Here is a 20,587-nt window from a genome sequence, read left to right on the forward strand (position 1 = left end):
GTGTCTGATAAGGTTACGGAATCGTATCTGACAGGAACAGGCATCCTCTATGAAGTGGCTTCTGGGCGCATTGCTGATTGGTTTTTTGGTGCTGGGTGGCTTCCTGTTGTCGCCATCTCCCATTAATAGCCAGGCCTGGAATGCCCCTTCGCCGCAGCCATTGACCGGTAAGCTGGCGCCCAACGAACGCCTGAGACTGGCAGACCTGCTGGCGAGGGGAGAGGTGTTCGGCCCTGAAGACACCACGGTGGATGACGACGGTATTCTCTACACTGGCACGCAGGATGGCTGGATCGTGCGGGTCAAACCGGATGGCCAGACGGAGAAGTGGCTGGAAACCGGAGGCCGGCCGTTGGGGATGGTGTTTGATCGCCACGGCAATCTCATCGTGGCGGATGCCTGGAAGGGGCTTCTCTCCATAGCGCCGGACAAGACCGTCACCGTACTGACCCGAGAGGCAGAAGGCTTGCCATTCCGTTTCACCGACGATGTGGATATTGCCCCGGACGGCCGCATCTACTTTACGGATGCCAGTTCGCGATTCCGTCAGCCTGAGTATCAGCTGGATTTGCTTGAGATGCGCCCTCACGGTCGCCTGCTTCGTTATGATCCGGCCACCGGTAAAACCGAGGTGTTGCTCAGCAACCTGCATTTTACCAACGGCGTGGCGGTGTCGCCGGACGGCGAGTACCTGTTGGTGAATGAAACCTGGAAGTATCGAATCCTCAAGTACTGGATTGGTGGCCGCTATCCCGGACAGGCGGAAGTGTTTGCCGACAACCTGCCCGGGTTCCCCGACAACCTGGCGGTCGACCATAAGGGCCGCTACTGGGTTGCGTTTCCCACGCTCCGGAATGCCCAGGTGGATGCCCTGCATCGGCAGCCATGGCTGAAAGACCTGCTGGCCAAACTGCCAGACTACTTCAAGCCGAAGCCCCAGGAATACGGGCTGGTAGTGGCCATGGACGCGGACGGCAGCGTGATTACCAGTCTTCACGACACCAAGGGTACCCATCTGCAGGAGATCACGTCGGTCAACCCCCATGACGGTCACCTCTACTTTGGTTCACTTCACAACGACCGCATCGGCCGGCTAGCCTTGTCGGCTATTCCGGGGTTGGGAGACAGCGACAATGAGTGAGTTTGATCCGGTGAACTGGGATCTTCCCGAACCATTCACCATGACCATCGACGTCCGGGACGCGGACACTGACAGGCTCGGGCACGCCAATAACGTGGTGTACGTGCGCTGGCTTGAAGATATCAGCTGGCAGCACATCGACAGCCTCGGCATGACCTGGGAGCTGCATGAAAAAACTGGCAAAGCCATGGCCATTACCCGTACTGAAATCGATTACCTGGCGTCCGCCAATGCCGGCGACCGGCTGGTGCTGGGCACCTGGCTGACTGGGTTCGATGGGCGCTTTCGCTCGGCGCGGCAGTTCCAACTGGTGCGTGAATCCGATGGCAAGACCCTGGTGCGCGCGGTATCCACCCATGCCTGTGTCAACATGAAGAGCCAGAGGCCCTCCCGGATGCCCGCGGAATACGCCGACATCCTCGGTGGAGCGATGGTGCCCGGTGGTCGAGGCTTTGATACCACACCTTGAGGATTCTGCTAGTCTGAACAAATGATCCTGTCCCTGAAGCTGTCTGGAGAGCCCCATGGAAAACACCGTTGATCCGAATTCTGGTCATGCCATGCGTCACGTGGTCTATGACCACTTTGGCGATACTGACGTACTGCGGATCGAAAGTTCCACCATTCCCGAACCGGGCGCCGAGGAAGTTTTGCTCAGGGTGGCGGGCGCGGGGTTGAACCCCATCGACTGGAAGACGCGGAAAGGCCTGGGATTTGCCGCCCGGCAGATTGAAGACCACCTGCCATGGACGCCCGGCTACGATGTTTCGGGCGAAGTGATTGCGGTTGGTGCTGACGTGACGACGTTGGCGCCAGGCGATCGGGTGATGGGTATGGTGGGCTTCCCGGCTGGCGGAGGAGGTTATTCCCAATACGCAGTGGCTCGCGCCGACGAGTTGGCCATTGTGCCCGAGGAACTGGACCTGATGACTGCCGGCGCTTTGCCGCTGGCCGCGTTGACCGCCTGGCAGGCATTGTTCGAAGTGGCGGAACTGGAGGCTGGTCAGAAAGTGCTGATTCACGCCGGTGCTGGCGGAGTCGGGCATTTCGCCGTGCAGTTTGCGCTTGAACGGGGCGCCCATGTGATCGCCACTGCTTCAGCCAGTAATCGCGATTTCCTGGCGGCTTTTGGCGTCCATGAGGTGATTGATTACCACACCACCGACGTTGTAGACGAGTGCTATGGTCTGGACGTGGTGCTGGATCTGGTCGGCGGCGAAGCGGGCAAGCGTTCCCTGCACACCCTGAGTGAGCACGGCGTACTGGTCACGATTCCCACCGTGACGGCAGATGAGATCATAACCGCGGCTGAGTCCCTTGGGTTGAGAGCCCATGGCATGACCGTCCGCCCCGATGTGTTTCATCTCGATGAGATCGCCGAACTGATCGAGGACGGCGAGGTGCGTGTCCATATCGACAAGGCCTTCCCGCTGGATCAGGTCGCTGATGCCCACCGCTTGCTGGAGGGTGGGCACGTTCGGGGTAAACTGGTCCTGGACTGCGGGGCCCGCTGATACGCTCAGGTTGGAGCGGGTTCCGGTGGCTGTTCCGGCGACTCCCCGGTATCCCGCTCCTTGCGTTCCTTCCTCGCCTGGGGTGGCACCAGGCTTACCAATGTCCAGTCTTTCTCGGGCTTGATGGCCTCCATGCTCTTGACCGGCGTGATATGTTCGCGCGTGTTCACCACGAACAGTACCATGGCCTGACGGTCGTACTTGTCCAGGAAATCCTCGAACGTAAATTCGTCACTGAGCTGGGTGGTCTTCACCGTATACCCCTGGCTGGCCAAACTGGCCAGCTTGGCGTAGCTCACTCCGTCGAAGAGTCCTCTCGTAAGCTGTATTTTCTCGGCGGTCTGGTGCCGGGCCTTCTGGTCCTGATCCCCTTCGGCCAGGGTTAGCACTGAGTCTTTTCCGAACCAGTCCAGGAAGTGGTAGGTGGCCAGGGAATTCATGTGCTTGTAAGGGGAAATAACCAGCAGGTTGCCAATGCCGGTGAGATCCAGGTGGGTCGACGCATGCTCCGACACGGGGTTGCCGAAATACACCTGGAGGTTTTCCATGCGCGCCTGTTTGACGTTCTCCCAGTTGGTGTCCGCCAGGGTAACGGGGACCTCCAGCTTTTTCAGTGCCAGGCCGATTTTTCGGGCCACCGGGTTGGCGCCGAGAATCAGGAAGCCGTATTCCGCCGGCTCGGCGACCTTCAGAAGCCTCGCCAGAGGCCTCGCGGTAAGACTCTGCAGGGTGACGGTGGCGATGATCAGCATGAATATCAGTGGCACCAGGGCTCCGGCGCTTTCGTAGCCCAGTTTCTGCAACTGAAACGCAAACAGGGCGGATACGGCAGCAGCTACAATGCCTCGGGGGGCGATCCAGCTCAGGAACAGTTTGTCGCGCCAGTTGAGACTGGTGCCAATGGCCGACAGGAAGATGCTTGCCGGGCGTGCAACCAGCATCAGCAACGCCAACACGGCCACCAGCCCCCAGCCCAGTTGAGCGATGGCTTCGAACTCCACCCGTGCTGCCAGGATAATGAAGAGAGCGGAAATCAGCAGCACGCTCAGGGATTCCTTGAACTCCAGGATGCTGTCGATGGGGACCTGCTTCATGTTGGCCATCCAGATGCCCATCACAGTGACCGTCAGCAGGCCGGACTCGTGGGCCATTTCATTCGACAGGGCATAGACCCCGAGCATGAACGTCAGGGTGCCGGCGTTGTGCAGGTATTGCGGCAGAAGGTGCTTGCGCAACGCAATGCCGTTCAGCCAGCCCGCGACAGCGCCAATCAGGAAACCCACTGCCAGGGTCTTGCCAAAAATATACAGCGAGTGGCTGAACACGTTGCCCTGGCCCCAGGACACAATGCCCTCGAAGACCAGCACCGCCAGCAGGGCGCCCACTGGGTCGATGATGATGCCCTCCCAGCGCAGAATGTTGGCCAGTTTTGCGTCCGGTCGCACAGATCGGAGCAGAGGGGCGATGACGGTAGGGCCGGTGACGATGGATATGGCGCCAAACAGGAGGGCCACCTCCCATGACACATCAAGGATCCAGCGGGCGGCCAGGGTGCCAATGATGCAGGTGACAATGGAGCCGACGGGAATCAGATTGCGAACCATCTTGCCATGGCCACGTATTTCGTCGTAGCGGAGCGTCAGGCTGCCTTCAAACAGGATAATGGCAACGGCCAGGGAGATGACCGGGAACAGCAGGTCTCCAAACACGATTTCGGGGTCCAGAAATCCCAGCAGCGGCCCTGCGGCAATGCCGCCGGCCAGCAGGAACAGGATGGCCGGCATGCGAACTCGCCAGGCGAGCCACTGGCAAAACAGGGAGAGCACACCGATACAGGCAAGGAGAAAGACAGTGCTGACGGTCATAATGGGGTCAGTTCCGTTGAAGTATGGGTTTAATTCTGTAGTCCTGCAGGAAAGTCTGCCGTCTTGTCGGAACTGGCCTTGCGCGCCAGGCGAGCCAGCAACCGCGCCGCCGCGAAGAAACCAAAACTGGCGGTGACGGGGCTGGCAGCACCAAACCCGGAGGCGCAATCCAGACGGACCGGGCCTTCGGTGGCAGGCTTCTGTAGGCAAACCTCACCGTCCCCTGCAGGATACGTGAGCTGTTCCAGGGAGTACACGGCTTCAATTCCGAAACGCCGTTTGGGATTGCGTGAGAACCCGTACTCCCGACGGAGTGTATTACGCACCTTGGCCAACAATGGATCCTGTGTGGTTTTGCTCAGGTCACTGACGCGGATCTGGGTTGGGTCCATCTGACCGCCGGCGCCGCCAGCACACACCAATGGAATCTTGCGACGCTGACAGTGTGCAATCAGCCCGGCCTTGGCTTTGACGCTGTCGATGGCATCGACCACCCCTGACATCTCCGGGGTAATCAGTTCATCGACGTTTTTCGTGTTCAGGAACCCGAAATGGACCCGAATGTCACCCTCCGGGTTGATCGACCGCAAACGGTCTGCCATGGCGTCCGTCTTGGTGCGCCCGTATTGCCCGCTAAGCGCGTGGAGCTGGCGATTGGTATTGGACACGCAGATATCGTCCATGTCGATCAACGTCAAGGTGCCGACGCCGGAGCGGGCAAGGGCTTCAGCCGCCCAGGAGCCCACGCCACCCAATCCAACGATGGCAATGTGAGCGTGACGGAAGTGCTCCAGTGCCCGGCGGCCATAGAGTCGTTCGATACCGCCGAAGCGGAAATGGAAGTCGTCACCCGTCATGCTGCATCTCCGGAGAAAAGTCACGATTGTAACCCAGCCCTGCCGGCTGTCTCTAATCAGTCGTCGGATATCGTATTCATGGGGTGAGGTGAGCAAGCATAAAAAAGGCCACGCAAGAGCGTGGCCTGTAAGCAAGTGCCCAACCCGACGGGGGGTGGGCCGGACTAGTTCAGAGACACTAATCAACGTAATCAGTATCGTTTATCAACGTGTCGTCCGGAAGGTCACAAACTGACAAAGGCCGGTCATTTTCGGCCAAGGCTTCGGCCAGGCCGGTACAGTTTCCGGTCCATCCGCCTCAGCGTATAAAGGGGTTCAATAAGCGAGTGAACGTGCCGGTTAATTTAACCGGTGCGCTGAGCACCGACAGGGTGATGCAGTCTTCGCAGCCAACCGCCACAGGTTTGTGCTCGTCTTCCTGATTGAGTACCACGAAGTCCCACTGGTTGAACACACCTTTCTGGTCTGAGAATGCACCCTGAAGAACTATCGTGGTTTCACTCCCTCTGTGGGTATGCGCGGGTGCCTTCCCACCGGCGGCCAGTTTCTGAAGCACCACCTGCTCGCTCTGGCCGGGAAACCGTTCGCTGATATCCAGCACACTGACATCGCCGAGCTGACGTTTCCAGGGCAGCGAGTTGAGATCGTCGCCCAACAACTTTTGAAGAGGGCTCATGCGCTTGGCTTGTGTACTGATGTAGGTCTCCGTCATGTCAGGCTCGCTGTCTATGCGTGACAGGATAGCGTCAAACATGTCCGATGAAACACCGACCTGGGGCTGACTTTCCATCATGACGGCCCCCAGGCTGTCGAGCGTATCCACACGGCTGCGACAATGGGGGCACTGGTCCAGATGGAGACGAATGCACAGTGCGTGGGGCTCACTGAGGTTGCCCGCACTGAATTCCATCAGGGTAAGTGTGTCTGGATGGTGCCGTGTCATACGTTCTGGTCCTGCAAAATCACTTTCAGTTTGTTCAGCGCCAGGCGTACCCGGCTTTTTACGGTACCTAGCGGTATGTTGAGCTCGTCCGCCACCATCTGGTGTGACTTGCTTTCCATGTAGACCTTGGCGATTACTGTAATCTGTTCTTCCGGCAGGTGGCTGAGGGACTCTCGCACGCGACGTTCAGACATCAGGCGGTGCAGCGACGTAACCGGCTCGTCTTCGTTTTCGCCGGGAATTTGCCACAGATCTTCCGTTTCAACCGGCATCTCCGCACTCGTGCGCTTCATCTTGCGCAGCATATCAATGCGTTGGTTACGGGCGATGGTGAAAATCCAGGTCGACGCGGCTGCCTTCCTCCAGTCGTACAAGCAGGAGCGCCGCCAGATCGATACGAAAACCTCCTGTACCAGCTCCTCGGCGTGACTCGCCATGCCATTGGCCATGGCGTAATACTTGATCTGGGGACCAAAGTGCTCGAACAAAGCGTGGTAGGCCTGCCGATCCTGGTTCTTTCCCACTTTCTCCAGCAATTGGCTCCAGGGGTCCTTGCGGCCCTCGGCTCGTGCTGGCTTCTGATCCAGTGTGGACACCGGACGCTCCTTGACAGTCGCATGATTTGGCATTGTTGTGTTCATCATTCTATGCACTCGCCCCGGGTTTGTCAGTCACGATATTTACGGGGGCGATGGGCAGACGGATCTGTTGGGCGGTATTTTTTCCCCACTTGTACTGGCTGGCTTCTCCGCCGCTCGGTGTCGTCTGCAGGGAGATTGCCGACCGCTATCATCACGGCTAATCTTTTGCAGGTATTTATTCAGGAACGCTTGGCCAACATGAATGCTCCCGGAAAGACCGGCAATCTGCCCGTTATTCGCGCCCACTACGCCGATATCCTTTGCCAGTTGGCGGAAGAGAAGGGTGCTGCGCGTCCCGAGTTGCTGCGCTCGGCCGATATTCGTCCGGCCATGTTGGGGCACCCCGACAACTTCATCACCGTGGAGCAGTTCAGTAGTCTTTGTCGCTCGGCATTGGCATTGAGTCACGATCCGGCCCTGGGGCTGGAATATGGCAAGCGCCTGAAGTTCACTACCCATGGTTCCCTGTCACAGGCCGCCATCAGCTGTGACAACATTGGCCAAGCTCTTACGGTGCTGATCAAGTATTTCCGTATCCGATTTGTGTATATGAATCTGAGTTTCTTTACCGAGGGCAGCGACGCTGTGCTGCAACTCGATATCGTGCACGCCCTGGATGATCTGCATCGGTTCAATGCAGAAGTAGTGCTGGCCTCGCTTATGGATGTGAACTTGCTCCTGTTCGGACGCCGCCTGCTTGATGGTGGAAGTTGTCGACTGAATTATCCGCCACCGGAGTATGCCCAGGCCTATGAATCCCTGTTCGGCAATCGTATCCGGTTTGACGCCGGCGCCAATCAGCTCCGTTTTCGCAAGGAATTTCTGGAACTGCCAATTTCCCTGTCCAATCCTGTGGCGCGTCGGGTAGCGGAAGCGCAATGCCAGGAGGAAATGCGATCGCTGGAGGCGACCACATCGATTCCCGAGCGTGTGGGGCGGTTGCTGGAATCGGTACGGGATGGCCGGCTTCCGGGTATTGATTCCGTGGCGGCGCAACTGGGTGTGTCACCCAGGACGCTGCGCCGTCAGCTCAGTGCCGAAGGCGTGAAATTTCAGGGCATCCTTGATGACATCCGCCACCGGCGCTCCCTGGAGCTGCTTCGGCGCACCGACCTCGGGATCGATGACATTGCCTATCGCCTGGGGTATAGCGACCCGTCGAATTTCGGCCGTGCCTTCCGCAAGTGGGAGGGTCTGTCACCCTCAGCCTGGCGCGCAAGCAGGGTCTGATCCGGGTTACTCTTCCAGGTAGGTATAGCCGCCCAGGCCATTCTCCAGTTCTTCCAGCAGGCTCGTCTGTATGTCTTCCGGCAATCCGCTGGCGGCAAATTTCTGCTGATAGGCCCGAAGCAGGGCAGTGGGTTCGAAGTTCACATACTGCAGCACCTTGGCCACGGTATCGCCATGGATTGGCTCACTGACGGTATGGCCGCCGCCGGGATTGCGTCGCACATCCACCGAATGAGTGTCGCCGAACAGGTTGTGCATGTCACCGAGGATCTCTTGATAGGCACCGGTCATGAAAAAGCCCATCAGCATGGGTTCTTCCGGCGCCTCTTCAGGCAGCGGGAAGGTGGTTTCGATGCCCTGGCCGTCCACGTACCGGTCAATTCGCCCGTCGGAGTCACAGGTAATATCCTGGATGACCGCACGACGGGTGAGGGGGCGATTCAGTCCGTTCACAGGCATGATCGGGAAGATCTGATCAATACCCCACACGTCCGGCAGTGACTGGAACAACGAAAAATTCACGAAGAGCTTCTCCGCCAGTTTTTCATTGAGCTCGTCAATGATCTCCCGGTGCGCGCGATTCGCGGAGTTCAGCTGTTTTCTCAGAGCCCGGCAGCAGGTGGTGTAGAGCGTTTCCGCCCGTGCGCGGTCCGCCAGTGACAACAGGCCGTGGGCAAACTGGGTGTGGACATCCGCCATGGCGTGGAGCACGTCGTGGTAGATCTCAGCCAGGGAACGGCGCGATGCCTCATCCCGCAGGCTCTCTAGGTCGCGCCACAAATCCTGCAGCGGTGCCGGGGCATCACTGACCGGTTGTTCAGGCGGACGCTTGTCGGGTATCTCCCGGTCAATCACATTGGTCACAAGTACCGAGTGGTGAGCCGTCAGCGCACGGCCGGATTCACTGATCAGGTTGGGATGGGGGATGCCCGCCCGATCGCACTCCGATTGCAGGATATGAATCACGTTGTAAGAGTATTCGTGTACGCTGTAATTCATCGAACAACTGCTGCGTGAACGGGTGCCCTCGTAGTCCACACCGAGCCCGCCGCCAATATCGACCGTGCCTACCGGTGCCCCCATGTGGCGCAATTCACTGTAGAAACGGGCACACTCGCGCAGTCCGGTCTGGATGTCTCGGATATTGGCTATCTGTGACCCCAGGTGAAAATGCAGCAACTGAAGGGATTCCAGGGCCTCGGCACGGCGCAGGGTTTCGACCACATCCAGTACCTGGCTTGCGGACAGGCCGAATTTCGACTTCTCACCGCCGGTGTTCTGCCAGTTGCCTTTGCCGATGGTGGCCAGCCGTGCGCGCACGCCAATCAGCGGAGTCACTCCCAGACGGCGTGCTTCCTCGAGGATGAGCGGCAACTCGGACTGTTTTTCAACCACAATGAACACCCGGTGCCCCAGTTTCTGCCCGATCAGCGCCAGCCGGATATATTCGCGGTCCTTGTAGCCATTGCAGACAATCACCGACTCCTGCTGGCGCGACAGTGCCAGAACCGCCATTAACTCCGGCTTGCTGCCGGCTTCGAGGCCAATCTGGTTGTCGCTGGCGGCCGGTTCGGCGCAGAGCAGTTCCTCAACCACCCGGCGCTGCTGGTTGACCTTGATCGGGTAGACGGCGGTGTAGCCTCCCTGGTAGCCGTGTTCGCGAGCGACCTTGTTAAACGCGCCACACAGTTTGTTGACTCGATCATGGAGAATATCGGTAAAACGGATTAACACCGGAAGCTGAACCCCCTCACTGACCAGGGAGCGGGTAAGGTCGGGCAGGTTGATGTCCTCGCCGCTGTGCCCCCGGTCGGGTCTTATCAGTACCTCGCCACGGGCATTTACATCGATATAGCCATCGCTCCAGTGGGCGATGTTGTACACCTTGTGGGCGGCGCTGAGGGTTGGTTCACTCATGGGGCTTTCCTGTGCTGAGTCCGCAGCCGGCAACGGGCCGGCCTATGGCGCTCATTGTATGGATTCCACCGCCCCGCTAAAAGAACAACACCCGAAAAACACGGCCCGGGGGTAATGATAGTCCTTTAGGTGTGCTGGTTACGCACCTACAATAGCCTCAATACGAACAGGCTCAACGCGCACATCCGGAGACACGACATGACTGCACTGAACGATGGCTGGTTTACCGAAGTATTCCAGGATCAGGGAACCGCCTTTTCCCTGCAGGTAAAGAAAAAGCTGCACGAAGAACAAACCGAGTTCCAGAAACTGGAAATCTGGGAAACCGAAACCTTCGGCAACCTGATGGTGCTCGATGGCTGCGTGATGCTGACCACCAGAGACAACTTCCTCTATCATGAAATGATGACTCATCCGGCCCTGTTTACCCATAAAGACCCGAAGAAAGTGGTCATTGTTGGCGGTGGTGATTGTGGAACCCTGAAAGAAGTCCTCAAGCACCCCGGTGTGGAAGAGGCCTGGCAGGTGGAAATCGACGAACGCGTCACTCGCCTCTCGGAACAGTACTTCCCCGAGCTATGCGAATCCAACACTGATCCACGCGCCAACTTCTTCTTTGGCGATGGTATCCAATGGATACGTGATGCGGTGCCCGGAAGTCTCGACGTCATTATCATCGACAGCACCGATCCGGTCGGTCCCGCCGAAGGTCTGTTCGCCCTGGACTTCTATCGCGACTGCATGATCGCCCTGCGCGACGGTGGCATCATCGTCCAGCAAAGCGAATCGCCGCTGCTGCACACCAACACCATCATCAAAACCATTCACGACGACATGAAAAAGGCCGGTTTCGACCACGTTCGCACCCTGCCGTTCCCGCAACCGGTGTATCCCACTGGCTGGTGGAGCTGCACTATGGCGGGTAAGGAAAAGCCGGTGGTGTACTTCCGTGAGGAAGACGCGGATCAGCGGCCGTTTGTGACCCGCTATTACAACGCCGACATCCACCGTGGGGCATTGGCGATGCCGCAGTTCATGGTGGATGCACTGGAAGATGAGGTGATGTCGAGCGAGCGGTAAAGTGGAAAAAAGAGGGGCGCCCGTGGGCGCCCCTCTTTCGATCCAGTGTCAGCCCATATTACTTGCTGCTGACAAACTCCGGATAGGCTTCCATGCCACACTCGGACAGATCCACACCTTCGTACTCTTCCTCTTCGGTCACCCGAATACCCATGATTGCCTTGAGGGCGCCCCAGACAATCAGGCTGGTCACGAAGACCCAGACGAAGATGGTCAGCATACCAACCAGCTGACCCATGAAGGTCGCGTCCGCGTCGGACAGCAGTACCGCGAAGATACCCCAGATACCAACCACACCGTGTACGGAGATGGCACCGACCGGGTCATCAATACGCATCTTGTCGAGTGTCACGATTGAGAACACCACGATAATGCCGCCGATGGCGCCGATAATGGTCGCCAGCAGAGGCGAAGGATCGGCGGGTTCAGCGGTAATCGCAACCAGGCCAGCCAATGCACCGTTCAGGGCCATGGTCAGGTCAGCCTTGCCGAACATGATGCGGGCTACAATCAGAGCACCGATCAGGCCGCCGGCAGCGGCCGCGTTGGTGTTCAGGAACACGTTGGCCACTTCGTTGGCAACACCGATGCCGCCCAGTTTGAGGGTAGAACCGCCGTTGAAGCCGAACCAGCCCATCCACAGGATGAAGGTGCCCAGAGTCGCCAGCGGCAGGTTGGCACCAGGGAAGGCCTTGATCTGGCCATCCGCGCCGTACTTGCCTTTACGGGCGCCCAGCAGCAGGACACCGGCCAGAGCCGCAGCGGCACCCGCCATGTGTACGATGCCAGAACCTGCGTAGTCGCTGTAGCTCAGCTCATAGATACCGAATACGGCATCGCCGTTCCAGGTCCAGGAGCCCTGCATCGGGTAGATGAAGCCACACATGACAACGGCGAAAGCCAGGAAGGCCCAGAGCTTCATGCGCTCGGCCACGGCACCGGAAACGATGGACATGGCGGTTGCAACGAAGACAACCTGGAAGAAGAAATCAGAAGCCCCGGCGTATTCACCCATCTCACCAAAACCGGCTTCGTTGGAAGCAGCAAGGACTCCGGCAATCGCCGCATCGTCCATTTGAGCGACCGTGGTAACGCCGCTGAGGAAGAGACCGCCACCGTACATGATGTCGTAGCCGCAGATGAGGTACATCGTGCAGGCAATGGCAAACAGGGAGACGTTCTTGGTCAGGATTTCAGTGGTGTTCTTGGCACGTACCAGGCCTGCTTCAAGCATTGAGAAGCCTGCGGCCATCCACATGACCAGGGCACCGCAAATAAGGAAGTAGAAGGTATCCAGCGCATACTGGAGTTCAAAAATATGATTGAGATTGCTTTCCATGTGAAGCCCTCCGCACGAGGCTTTTCAAGTTATAAATTTTTTGCGTTGGCTGTCTGGTTGATCAGGCTTTGATCAAACCGCTTCTTCGCCGGTTTCCCCGGTTCGGATCCGGATCGCCTGTTCCAGTTCGGTCACGAAAATTTTGCCGTCACCGATCTTTCCGGTGTTGGCTGCCTTGGTGATGGATTCGATGACCTGATCCAGCAGGTTGTCGCCGATAGCAACTTCAACCTTGACCTTGGGCAGGAAGTCCACCACGTATTCTGCGCCTCGGTAGAGTTCGGTATGACCCTTCTGGCGACCGAAGCCTTTGACTTCAGTGACCGTTACGCCTTGTACGCCAATCTCGGATAGTGCCTCACGGACATCATCCAACTTGAAAGGCTTGATGATCGCTGTCACAAGTTTCATTGCTTTCTCCTTGGTAAAGCCGTCTCAACATCTGGAACTCTTCGGCCCGTTGTTGAGGTCGGGATGCTGCCACCTCGCACACCAATTGTGCGGATTGCGTACAAGGCTTTTAGCATCGGGTGTGCCAACGCAAAAAATAATATAACTATCAGACAGTTGGCTGTCTGTTGATCCAGAATGGATCGTCAGGGCGCACCATTTCGGGGCTTGTCTGTCTTGGGCGAACCATAATGATGCACGAACTCGGTGCAAGCATTAGGGGTGCCTGAGCCACATTATACTGTCGACGGCCACAGTATGGCAGGGGAGGCATTAGTGTTACACTCCGAACCGTCGTTCAGGCACGACGAAAAGCCCGCCGAGGACGAGGTATAGTCCAGCGCAGCGATTTTGACCGGTGATTTTTGAGAGGTGACTCGTGAAAGGTCCACAGGATTTCTTTTCCCAGCTTCAGGGACAGTTCGGCCAGTTCGTTCCCGATATGGCCCGTGCCGCCCGTGAGGACTTTGAAGCTCAGGCCCGCGCCACAGTGATGACGGTTCTGTCGCGCCTTGAGTTGGTCACCCGAGAAGAATTCGATGCCCAGCAAGCTGTACTGATGAAAACCCGCGAAAAGGTCGAAGCGCTGGAAAAGCGCGTGGCTGACCTGGAAAAGCAGTTCCCGAGTAGCTGACAGGCAGGACGCCCGTCAGGCGGCCAAGCCGCTATTCCCTATAACCATGGAAGGTTGTCATGTTTGCCGTTGTCCATACCCGCGCCAGTATTGGCGTTTCAGCACCCTCCGTTACCGTTGAAGTCCACCTGTCAGGCGGCCTGCCGGCGCTGTCCATCGTCGGGCTCCCCGAAACGGGGGTTCGTGAAAGCCGGGAGCGTGTTCGCAGTGCGCTGATGAACGCCGGCTTTGAATTCCCCGCCCGCCGAATCACCATCAATCTGGCTCCTGCGGACCTGCCCAAGGAGGGCGGCCGCTTCGATCTCCCCATTGCCCTGGGCATTCTTGCCGCTTCCGGACAGATTCCGGCGGAAAGCCTCGCACAGTATGAATGCGTGGGAGAGCTTTCCCTGGATGGTGCGCTGAGACCGTTGAAAGGTGTGCTCCCGGCGATACTGGCAGCCCGCAACGAGGGGCGTCGGTTGCTGATCCCCCAGGCCAATGCCGCGGAAGCCGCACTGGCCAGTCAGGACGATGTGTTGCCAGCCGGCCATTTACTGACGGTCTGCGAACACCTGTGTGATCGGGCAAGGATTTCCCCGGTACCGCCAGCGGTGCCGGAAACGGGCGTGAACGCCGGTCCGGACCTTGCGGACGTGCATGGTCAGAGCGTGCCGCGGCGGGCGTTGGAAATCGCCGCCGCCGGCGGGCATAACCTGCTGATGTTTGGTCCACCGGGCACTGGTAAAAGCATGCTCGCCAGCCGTCTGCCGGGTATTTTGCCGCCGCTAACCACCGAATCTGCGCTTGAGGTAGCAAGCATCCACTCCGTGGCCGGTCATCCCGTACGGGACGGAGAGTGGTGCCGGCCGCCGTACCGCGCGCCCCATCATACTGCCTCGTCGGTTGCCATGGTGGGTGGCGGTAGCAGTCCGCGCCCCGGAGAAATCTCCCTGGCGCACCGCGGTGTGTTGTTTCTCGACGAACTGCCAGAGTTCGAGCGCCGGGTGCTGGAAGTGCTGCGGGAACCCATGGAGTCCGGCGAGATTGCCATCAGTCGCGCAGCAAGGCAGGTGACTTTTCCAGCCTGTTTCCAGGTCGTGGCGGCCATGAACCCGTGCCCGTGTGGCTATCTGGGGCATCCGACGATTGAGTGCCAGTGTACGCCCCCGCAGGTGCTCCGTTATCGGGCAAAGATATCAGGGCCACTGCTGGACCGGTTCGATTTGCATGTGGAAGTGCCGGTTCAGAGCGGGGAAGTGCTGATGAAGCGTGACGGTGGGGGTGAGTCCAGCACGGTTGTGCGGGATCGGGTGTATCAGGCCCGCGAGCGGCAAATGCAGCGAGGATCCGGAAACGCCGCGTTAAGTGGCGGTGAGCTGCAGACGCACTGCCGCGTGGATGCAGCAGGCGAGGCCATGTTATCCGCCGCCATGGAGCGGCTGGGGCTCTCTGCCAGGGCATTGCATCGCATCCTGCGGGTGGCACGGACCCTGGCGGACCTGGACGGCCTCGACCACATTGGCAAGGGCCATCTGGTTGAGGCGTTGGGTTACCGCAAGCTGGACCGGCAGCAGACCCGGAATGCGCAGGTTTCGGTATAGTCCGCTGGGCGGCCTCTGGTAAACTGTCGCCATAACCCATTGAAGGAAAACCGCACAGGGCGGTTGAGGACGTCAGATGACCGATCACAACGATGTTTCCGGCGATTCACCCGTGACGACCCGCCGTGGCGTACGCAGTTTCGTGCTGCGCCAGGGGCGGATGACCGAAGGCCAGAAAAAGGCCTACGACCGCAGTTGGCCCAAATACGGCCTGACCCGTGAACAGGGCATGATTGACCCACGCCAGATCTTTGGACGGGACAACATGCTTAACCTGGAGATCGGGTTTGGTATGGGCAAGTCCCTGGCAGACATGGCGGAAGCGGCACCGGAGCAGGACTTCATCGGCGTGGAAGTGCACCTGCCCGGGGTTGGTGCACTGCTGAAAGAGATTGAAGACCGGGGGCTGGAGAATGTTCGTGTCTACGCCATTGATGCCAACGATGTGATCGACCGGTGCCTGCCCGATGCGGCGCTGGACCGGGTGATGGTGTTTTTCCCGGACCCGTGGCACAAGAAGCGCCACCACAAACGCCGGCTGATCCAGCACGAATTCGTCCAGCGCCTGCGCCATAAACTGCGCGTGGGCGGGATCCTGCACCTGGCCACCGATTGGGAAAACTACGCGGAACACATGATGGAGATCATGGGAGAATCCGAGGGTTTTGCGAACTCACAGGACATCGGCGAATATTCGCCGCGCCCGGAAGACCGCCCGATCACCAAGTTTGAGAAACGGGGCGAGACGTTGGGGCACGGCGTCTGGGATCTGGTGTTTTACCGCACCAACTAGGCTGTCGGTACGCTGACGGAAGTTGCTACTCGTGGGCCAGCGGATGGCGCCGGGCGGCACGAATGATCACCAATCCGGCGCAGCCCAGCATCAGGCCGGTGAATTTCACCAATGCGCAGAGCGTGGCGGACAGGCTGACCATATCCGTGGGCGGGTCCATGTTATTGAGTAGCAAGATGTTTTCCGCTAGATCGCCGGCCCCCGCGGTCACAAACAGGGCCTTCACCCAGCGTGCCACGTTACGTTCCCGAACGCCCGGCCGGTCCCGCATCAGGTGATTGGTCAGGAAAATCAGCGTGGCCAGGTAAGCGGGTACAAACAGGAAGTCCAGCCAAAGGGATATCTGTGCCCATAGCATGCCGTCCTGTCGCCAGCTGCGCAGTATGGCCATGGACTGGTCCGCCGTGGCGGCCATCTGAAGGCTGACGATGCCCTGGGGAGCCGAACCGGTCTGCAGGGGCTGATTGACCACAACCAGGACCAGCAACAGGACGGCGGTGGCCGCCAGGCTCAGGTTGAGCCGTTTGGGCAACAGGGTCATAAGGCGCGGCAGTGACATCAGAGGAAGCGCTCCAGCAGACTGTTCAGATAACGCTGTCCGAGTTCCGTGGTCTGTATCCGTCCCGGTTCCAGCATGTTTTCTTTTCTTAGCGCCTCAAGTTTTACCGCAACTCTGCTCAACGGTAAACCTGTACGCTCTGTGAACAGGTTTTCCGGCACACCGGACGTCAGCCTCAAGGCATTCATCAGAAACTCCAGTGGCCTTTCTTCCAGTTCGACCATTTGGCTGCCCGCGGTGCGGCTGCCGATGCGGTTCATGTAGGCTTCGGGTTGCCGGGTTTTCCAGAAACGCCGGATATCGCCGTTGCGGAAGGTAACCTTGCCATGGGCACCAGCGCCCAGCGCCAGATAATCCCCGAACATCCAGTAATTCAGGTTGTGGCGGGACGCCATTCCAGGCCTGCTCCAGGCTGATACCTCGTAGTCCGTAAACCCCTGCTGATGCAGGTAGTCGGCACCCTGGCAATAGATTTCCCAGAGGTGGTCGTCGTCGGGCAGTTGGGGCGGGCGGCTGTAGAACTCGGTGTTGGGCTCCAGGGTCAGCTGGTACCAGGACAGGTGCGGGGGTTGCCACGACATGGCCGCCCGCAGGTCATCCAGGGCGTCTGCCGGTGTCTGGCCCGGCAAGCCATGCATCAGGTCCAGGTTGAAGTTGTCAAAGCCGGCATTGCGGGCCGCCTCGATAGCCCTGTGGGCCGCCTTGTCATCGTGGATACGCCCCAGTGCCTTCAATCGCAGGGGGTTGAAACTCTGGATGCCCAGTGAGAGCCGGTTTATGCCGGCGCCACGGAAGCCGTTAAAGCGAGTCTGTTCCACTGTGCCCGGGTTGGCCTCCAGTGTAATCTCGGCATCGTCAGTAAACGACAGGTGAGTGCGCAGCCGGTCGAACAGTATGTTGTAGAAGTCCGGCGACATTAACGAAGGCGTGCCGCCGCCGATGAAGACAGTTTCGATCGGGCGCCCCTGAATTAATGCGAGGTCACCGGCAAGGTCCTCCATGATTGCATCAAGATAGTCGTTCTCGGGAATGTCGCCGGTCAGTGCGTGGGAGTTGAAGTCGCAGTAAGGGCACTTTTTCACGCACCAGGGTACGTGAATATACAGGCTTAGCGGGGGCAGGGTGCTCACCGCTGTGTCGTGCGTCGGGGTCATGGTCACCCCGGCTCTTTCCCCAACTGGTCCAGAAGCAGCGCCAGTGCCCGCCCGCGGTGGCTGATACGGCCTTTTTCGGCGCGGGGCAGTTCAGCGGCACTGGTGCCGGTTTCCGGTACCAGGAACACCGGGTCGTACCCGAAACCACCCTCACCCCGGGGCTCTGGCAGGATGCTTCCTGGCCAGCGGCCATGACAGATCACCGGTGTGGGGTCATCGGCATGGCGCAGGTAGACCAGTACGCAGTGGAACTGGGCCGTGCGTTGGCCCTCGGGAACGTCTTTCAGCGCGTCGAGCAGTGCCCGGACGTTGTCTGCGTCGCTGGCTGTGTCACCGGCGTAGCGGGCCGAACGGACGCCGGGTGCCCCGCCAAGGGCATCCACCGCCAGGCCAGAGTCATCGGCAAGGGCCGGCAACCCGGTGATCCGGGCGGCATGGCGTGCCTTGAGGATGGCGTTCTCCACGAAGGTGACCGCTGGCTCCTCCGCCTCGCCAACCCCCAATTCACCCTGGGCTACGGGCGTCAGCCCGAGTGGGCCGAGCAAGTCTGTGAGTTCGGCGATCTTGCCCTTGTTGTTGCTGGCAATGACCAGTCTGTTGGTGGCGTTAGTCATCAGTCGTTAAACAGCGTGTGGGTGAAACGGATGGGCAGATCCTGTCTGGCACCCGTGGGACGGGTGGTGATCTGGAAGGTCATCAACTCGGCGTTGCTGTATTGGTATTCGGCGATGAAATAGACAGCGTTGCCTTCCTGGATGCGTCGAAACGCCAGGAACCGGGCCTGCTGGATATCGTTCATGACCTTGCCTTCCACCTGGCCTGATACCGGCTCCAGGCCGCCATCCTCGGTTTCCCTCATGATGGATATGTTGACGATACCGATGCCGCGGCTGCGATTAAGGTTGTTCTCGCGGGCAATTTCCGGGGCCAGGAAGGTGCTTGGGAAAACGCTCCAGTGTACTTCGAATTCACCAAAATCCTTTGAGTCGGCATGGCTCTGGCTGGCGAACAGAATCAGGCACGCCAGCGACAGTATCGCCTGCCAGTGATTGCGACTATGTATGGTCATGATTCCTCCCGGGTTATCCGGTAAATGGCGATCTGCCCCAACATATTGGGCCAAAGGCGGCTGAGCCAACGATCCTGGTGTTCACCGTCAACCACCGTGCGGTTCAGTATCCGGACGTCCTTGCGGAAGCAGAGGGCTTCAAAATCCTTGAAGGTGCACAGGTGGATGTTAGGGGTGTTGTACCATTTGTACGGTAGCGTTTCGGATTCAGGCATACGACCCCGGCGCATCAGGTACCAGCGCAATCGCCAGTAAGCGAAGTTGGGGAAGGTTACGATGCCCTCGCGGCCCACGCGAAGCATCTCGTCGAGGACCATGTCCGGGCGCCGGACCGCCTGCAAGGCTTGTGTCATCAGCACGGTGTCGAAGGAGTGATCTTCGAAGTTCCCCAGGCCCTGGGTGTCCAGGTTCTGCTCAATGACGGACACCCCGCGACCCATGCAGGTGGTGATATGGTCCGGATTGATTTCCAGGCCAAACCCTGTTGCTCTTTTTTCCCGCTGCAGGTAGTCCAGCAGGGTGCCGTCGCCGCAGCCCAGATCCAGTACATGGCTGCCGGCGCTGATCCATTGCTCGATGATTTTCAGGTCTGTTCTCATGCGCCTACCTCCCGTGCGACCCGGTCCATGTAGGAATGGAAGATGGCGGTGTAACGTGGTGTGGGAATCAGGAAGGCGTCATGCCCCCAGGGTGCGTCGATTTCAGCATAGCTGACCTTGCAGCGGGCCGCGATCATGGCATTTACTAATTCCTCGGACCGTGCCGGGGTAAACCGCCAGTCGGTGCTGAACGACACGACAAGGAATTCGCAGCGCGCACGGAGCAGCGCCTTTGCCAGGTCATTGTCGTGCTCGTAGGCTGGGTCAAAGTAATCCAGAGCCTTGGTCATCAGCAGGTAGGTATTGGCGTCGAATGACTCCGAGAAGCGCTCACCCTGGTAACGCAGGTAACTCTCCACCTGGAACTCTGCGTCATAGCCGAACTTGTAGGCCTGGTCGCGCAGTTCGCGGCCAAATTTCTCGCCCATGGAGGCGTCGGACAGATAGGTAATGTGGCCCACCATGCGTGCCAGCATCAGCCCCCGGCGCGGCAATGTGTCGTGCTCATAGTAGCGGCCGTCGTGGAACTCACGGTCGGACGTGATCGCCTGTCGCGCCACTTCATTGAAGGCGATGTTCTGGGCACTCAGGCGTGGTGTGGAAGCAATGGTCACGGCATGCCGCAAACGGTCCGGGTAGTCCAGGCTCCACTGAAGCGCCTGCATCCCGCCGAGGGAGCCTCCCACTACGGCGGCCCAACATTCAATGCCGAGCCGATCAGCCAGTAACGCCTGGCTGTGGACCCAGTCGCGTACCGTGATCACCGGGAAATCAGGGCCGTAGGGCTGGCCGGTTTTCGGATTGACGCTGCCGGGTCCGGTGCTGCCATGGCAGCCACCCAGATTGTTTAGGCTGACAACGAAAAACCGGTTGGTATCGATGGGCTTGCCGGGGCCAATGCAGCTGTCCCACCATCCCGGCTTGCGGTCTTCCTTGCTGTGATAACCGGCGGCATGGTGGTGGCCGCTGAGGGCGTGACAAATCAATACCGCGTTGGTGGCATCCGCATTCAGCTTGCCGTAAGTCTCAATCACCAGATCGTAACTCTCCAGCGTCTGACCGCAGGCGAGAGTGATCGGTGTATCGAAGTGCAGTGTCTGTGGGGTGACTATCCCGACAGAATCCGTTGGCAAGGGATCGGGCATTGGCGCGACAGGTTCCTGATTCAGTCCGTATTATCTGGAAGACGTTTCAGGCAATGGCCGGGCGGAAACCTGCA

The 20,587-nt window shown here is 59.1% G+C and carries 21 protein-coding genes; 8 read left to right on the forward strand and 13 right to left on the reverse strand.

Translation table 11 applies throughout. The annotated features are described in order from the left end of the window. Positions 1-49 precede the first annotated feature (49 nt). The 3 genes from AAGD24_RS03620 to AAGD24_RS03630 are packed head-to-tail and all read left to right on the forward strand — an operon-like array spanning position 50 to position 2,655. Positions 50-1,141, forward strand: coding sequence for an SMP-30/gluconolactonase/LRE family protein (locus AAGD24_RS03620; protein ID WP_379866598.1), 1,092 nt, complete (start codon positions 50-52; stop codon positions 1,139-1,141). Next, complete coding sequence (locus AAGD24_RS03625; RefSeq protein ID WP_036203084.1) at positions 1,134-1,610, forward strand: thioesterase family protein; 477 nt, start codon at positions 1,134-1,136, stop codon at positions 1,608-1,610. The genes AAGD24_RS03620 and AAGD24_RS03625 overlap by 8 nt, the downstream gene beginning before the upstream one ends. A gap of 55 nt (positions 1,611-1,665) precedes the next feature. After that, the gene (locus tag AAGD24_RS03630) at positions 1,666-2,655 is read left to right on the forward strand and encodes an NADP-dependent oxidoreductase (RefSeq protein ID WP_036203087.1); all 990 of its coding nucleotides are present in this window, start codon (positions 1,666-1,668) and stop codon (positions 2,653-2,655) included. Between the two features lie 5 nt (positions 2,656-2,660). Here AAGD24_RS03630 and AAGD24_RS03635 read toward each other — a convergent pair whose 3' ends face one another. From AAGD24_RS03635 to AAGD24_RS03650, 4 genes are all read right to left on the reverse strand, one after another. Next, a complete protein-coding gene (locus AAGD24_RS03635) occupies positions 2,661-4,520 on the reverse strand; it encodes a sodium:proton antiporter (protein WP_126810656.1) in 1,860 nt (619 codons plus the stop codon). A 29-nt stretch (positions 4,521-4,549) separates the two neighbouring features. Continuing rightward, positions 4,550-5,377, reverse strand: a complete 828-nt coding sequence (gene tcdA, locus AAGD24_RS03640) for a tRNA cyclic N6-threonylcarbamoyladenosine(37) synthase TcdA (RefSeq protein ID WP_036203092.1) — start codon at positions 5,375-5,377, stop codon at positions 4,550-4,552. 298 nt (positions 5,378-5,675) lie between these two features. Further along, positions 5,676-6,320, reverse strand: coding sequence for a ChrR family anti-sigma-E factor (locus AAGD24_RS03645; protein WP_041332624.1), 645 nt, complete (start codon positions 6,318-6,320; stop codon positions 5,676-5,678). Further along, complete coding sequence (locus tag AAGD24_RS03650; protein WP_036203098.1) at positions 6,317-6,916, reverse strand: sigma-70 family RNA polymerase sigma factor; 600 nt, start codon at positions 6,914-6,916, stop codon at positions 6,317-6,319. The genes AAGD24_RS03645 and AAGD24_RS03650 overlap by 4 nt, the downstream gene beginning before the upstream one ends. A gap of 243 nt (positions 6,917-7,159) precedes the next feature. On the opposite strand from AAGD24_RS03650, the gene AAGD24_RS03655 reads away from it, so the two are divergent. Continuing rightward, a complete protein-coding gene (locus AAGD24_RS03655) occupies positions 7,160-8,191 on the forward strand; it encodes an AraC family transcriptional regulator (protein ID WP_036205596.1) in 1,032 nt (343 codons plus the stop codon). 6 nt (positions 8,192-8,197) lie between these two features. On the opposite strand, the gene speA is transcribed toward AAGD24_RS03655, so the two are convergent. After that, the gene (gene speA / locus AAGD24_RS03660; RefSeq protein WP_379866602.1) at positions 8,198-10,108 is read right to left on the reverse strand and encodes a biosynthetic arginine decarboxylase; all 1,911 of its coding nucleotides are present in this window, start codon (positions 10,106-10,108) and stop codon (positions 8,198-8,200) included. 198 nt (positions 10,109-10,306) lie between these two features. Here speA and speE point away from each other — a divergent pair, with 198 nt between their 5' ends. Beyond that, positions 10,307-11,188, forward strand: a complete 882-nt coding sequence (speE, locus tag AAGD24_RS03665) for a polyamine aminopropyltransferase (RefSeq protein ID WP_085681682.1) — start codon at positions 10,307-10,309, stop codon at positions 11,186-11,188. Between the two features lie 58 nt (positions 11,189-11,246). Here the strand turns inward: speE and AAGD24_RS03670 are convergent, their stop codons facing one another. Both AAGD24_RS03670 and glnK read right to left on the reverse strand, forming a co-directional pair. Continuing rightward, complete coding sequence (locus tag AAGD24_RS03670) at positions 11,247-12,527, reverse strand: ammonium transporter (protein ID WP_036203109.1); 1,281 nt, start codon at positions 12,525-12,527, stop codon at positions 11,247-11,249. Positions 12,528-12,599: 72 nt separating this feature from the next. Continuing rightward, on the reverse strand, positions 12,600-12,938 hold the full coding sequence (glnK, locus tag AAGD24_RS03675) for a P-II family nitrogen regulator (protein ID WP_004578958.1): 339 nt from the start codon (positions 12,936-12,938) through the stop codon (positions 12,600-12,602). A gap of 418 nt (positions 12,939-13,356) precedes the next feature. On the opposite strand from glnK, the gene AAGD24_RS03680 reads away from it, so the two are divergent. From AAGD24_RS03680 to trmB, 3 genes are all read left to right on the forward strand, one after another. Further along, positions 13,357-13,611: an accessory factor UbiK family protein gene (locus AAGD24_RS03680; RefSeq protein WP_036203113.1), complete on the forward strand. Its 255-nt coding sequence runs from the start codon at positions 13,357-13,359 to the stop codon at positions 13,609-13,611. A gap of 59 nt (positions 13,612-13,670) precedes the next feature. Then, positions 13,671-15,194, forward strand: coding sequence for a YifB family Mg chelatase-like AAA ATPase (locus AAGD24_RS03685; RefSeq protein WP_379866605.1), 1,524 nt, complete (start codon positions 13,671-13,673; stop codon positions 15,192-15,194). A 76-nt stretch (positions 15,195-15,270) separates the two neighbouring features. Then, on the forward strand, positions 15,271-15,987 hold the full coding sequence (trmB, locus tag AAGD24_RS03690; protein WP_007154277.1) for a tRNA (guanosine(46)-N7)-methyltransferase TrmB: 717 nt from the start codon (positions 15,271-15,273) through the stop codon (positions 15,985-15,987). Positions 15,988-16,012: 25 nt separating this feature from the next. Here trmB and AAGD24_RS03695 read toward each other — a convergent pair whose 3' ends face one another. The 6 genes from AAGD24_RS03695 to AAGD24_RS03720 are packed head-to-tail and all read right to left on the reverse strand — an operon-like array spanning position 16,013 to position 20,513. Continuing rightward, entirely contained in the window at positions 16,013-16,546 is a 534-nt protein-coding gene (locus AAGD24_RS03695) for a hypothetical protein (protein WP_379866607.1), read from the reverse strand. Next, positions 16,546-17,700 (reverse strand): radical SAM family heme chaperone HemW, encoded by a 1,155-nt coding sequence (gene hemW / locus AAGD24_RS03700; protein WP_379866608.1) that lies wholly within the window; start codon positions 17,698-17,700, stop codon positions 16,546-16,548. The genes AAGD24_RS03695 and hemW overlap by 1 nt, the downstream gene beginning before the upstream one ends. A gap of 2 nt (positions 17,701-17,702) precedes the next feature. Beyond that, complete coding sequence (gene rdgB, locus AAGD24_RS03705) at positions 17,703-18,314, reverse strand: RdgB/HAM1 family non-canonical purine NTP pyrophosphatase (RefSeq protein ID WP_041332631.1); 612 nt, start codon at positions 18,312-18,314, stop codon at positions 17,703-17,705. Then, the gene (locus tag AAGD24_RS03710) at positions 18,314-18,769 is read right to left on the reverse strand and encodes a DUF4426 domain-containing protein (RefSeq protein WP_036203129.1); all 456 of its coding nucleotides are present in this window, start codon (positions 18,767-18,769) and stop codon (positions 18,314-18,316) included. Before AAGD24_RS03710 ends, rdgB begins: the two co-directional genes overlap by 1 nt. Then, positions 18,766-19,368 (reverse strand): methionine biosynthesis protein MetW, encoded by a 603-nt coding sequence (gene metW / locus AAGD24_RS03715; protein ID WP_036203131.1) that lies wholly within the window; start codon positions 19,366-19,368, stop codon positions 18,766-18,768. The genes AAGD24_RS03710 and metW overlap by 4 nt, the downstream gene beginning before the upstream one ends. Next, a complete protein-coding gene (locus AAGD24_RS03720) occupies positions 19,365-20,513 on the reverse strand; it encodes a homoserine O-acetyltransferase (protein WP_036203135.1) in 1,149 nt (382 codons plus the stop codon). The genes metW and AAGD24_RS03720 overlap by 4 nt, the downstream gene beginning before the upstream one ends. Positions 20,514-20,587: the final 74 nt, after the last annotated feature.

The organism is Marinobacter sp. M5B (genome assembly GCF_042604615.1).
Taxonomy (GTDB): domain Bacteria; phylum Pseudomonadota; class Gammaproteobacteria; order Pseudomonadales; family Oleiphilaceae; genus Marinobacter; species Marinobacter salarius.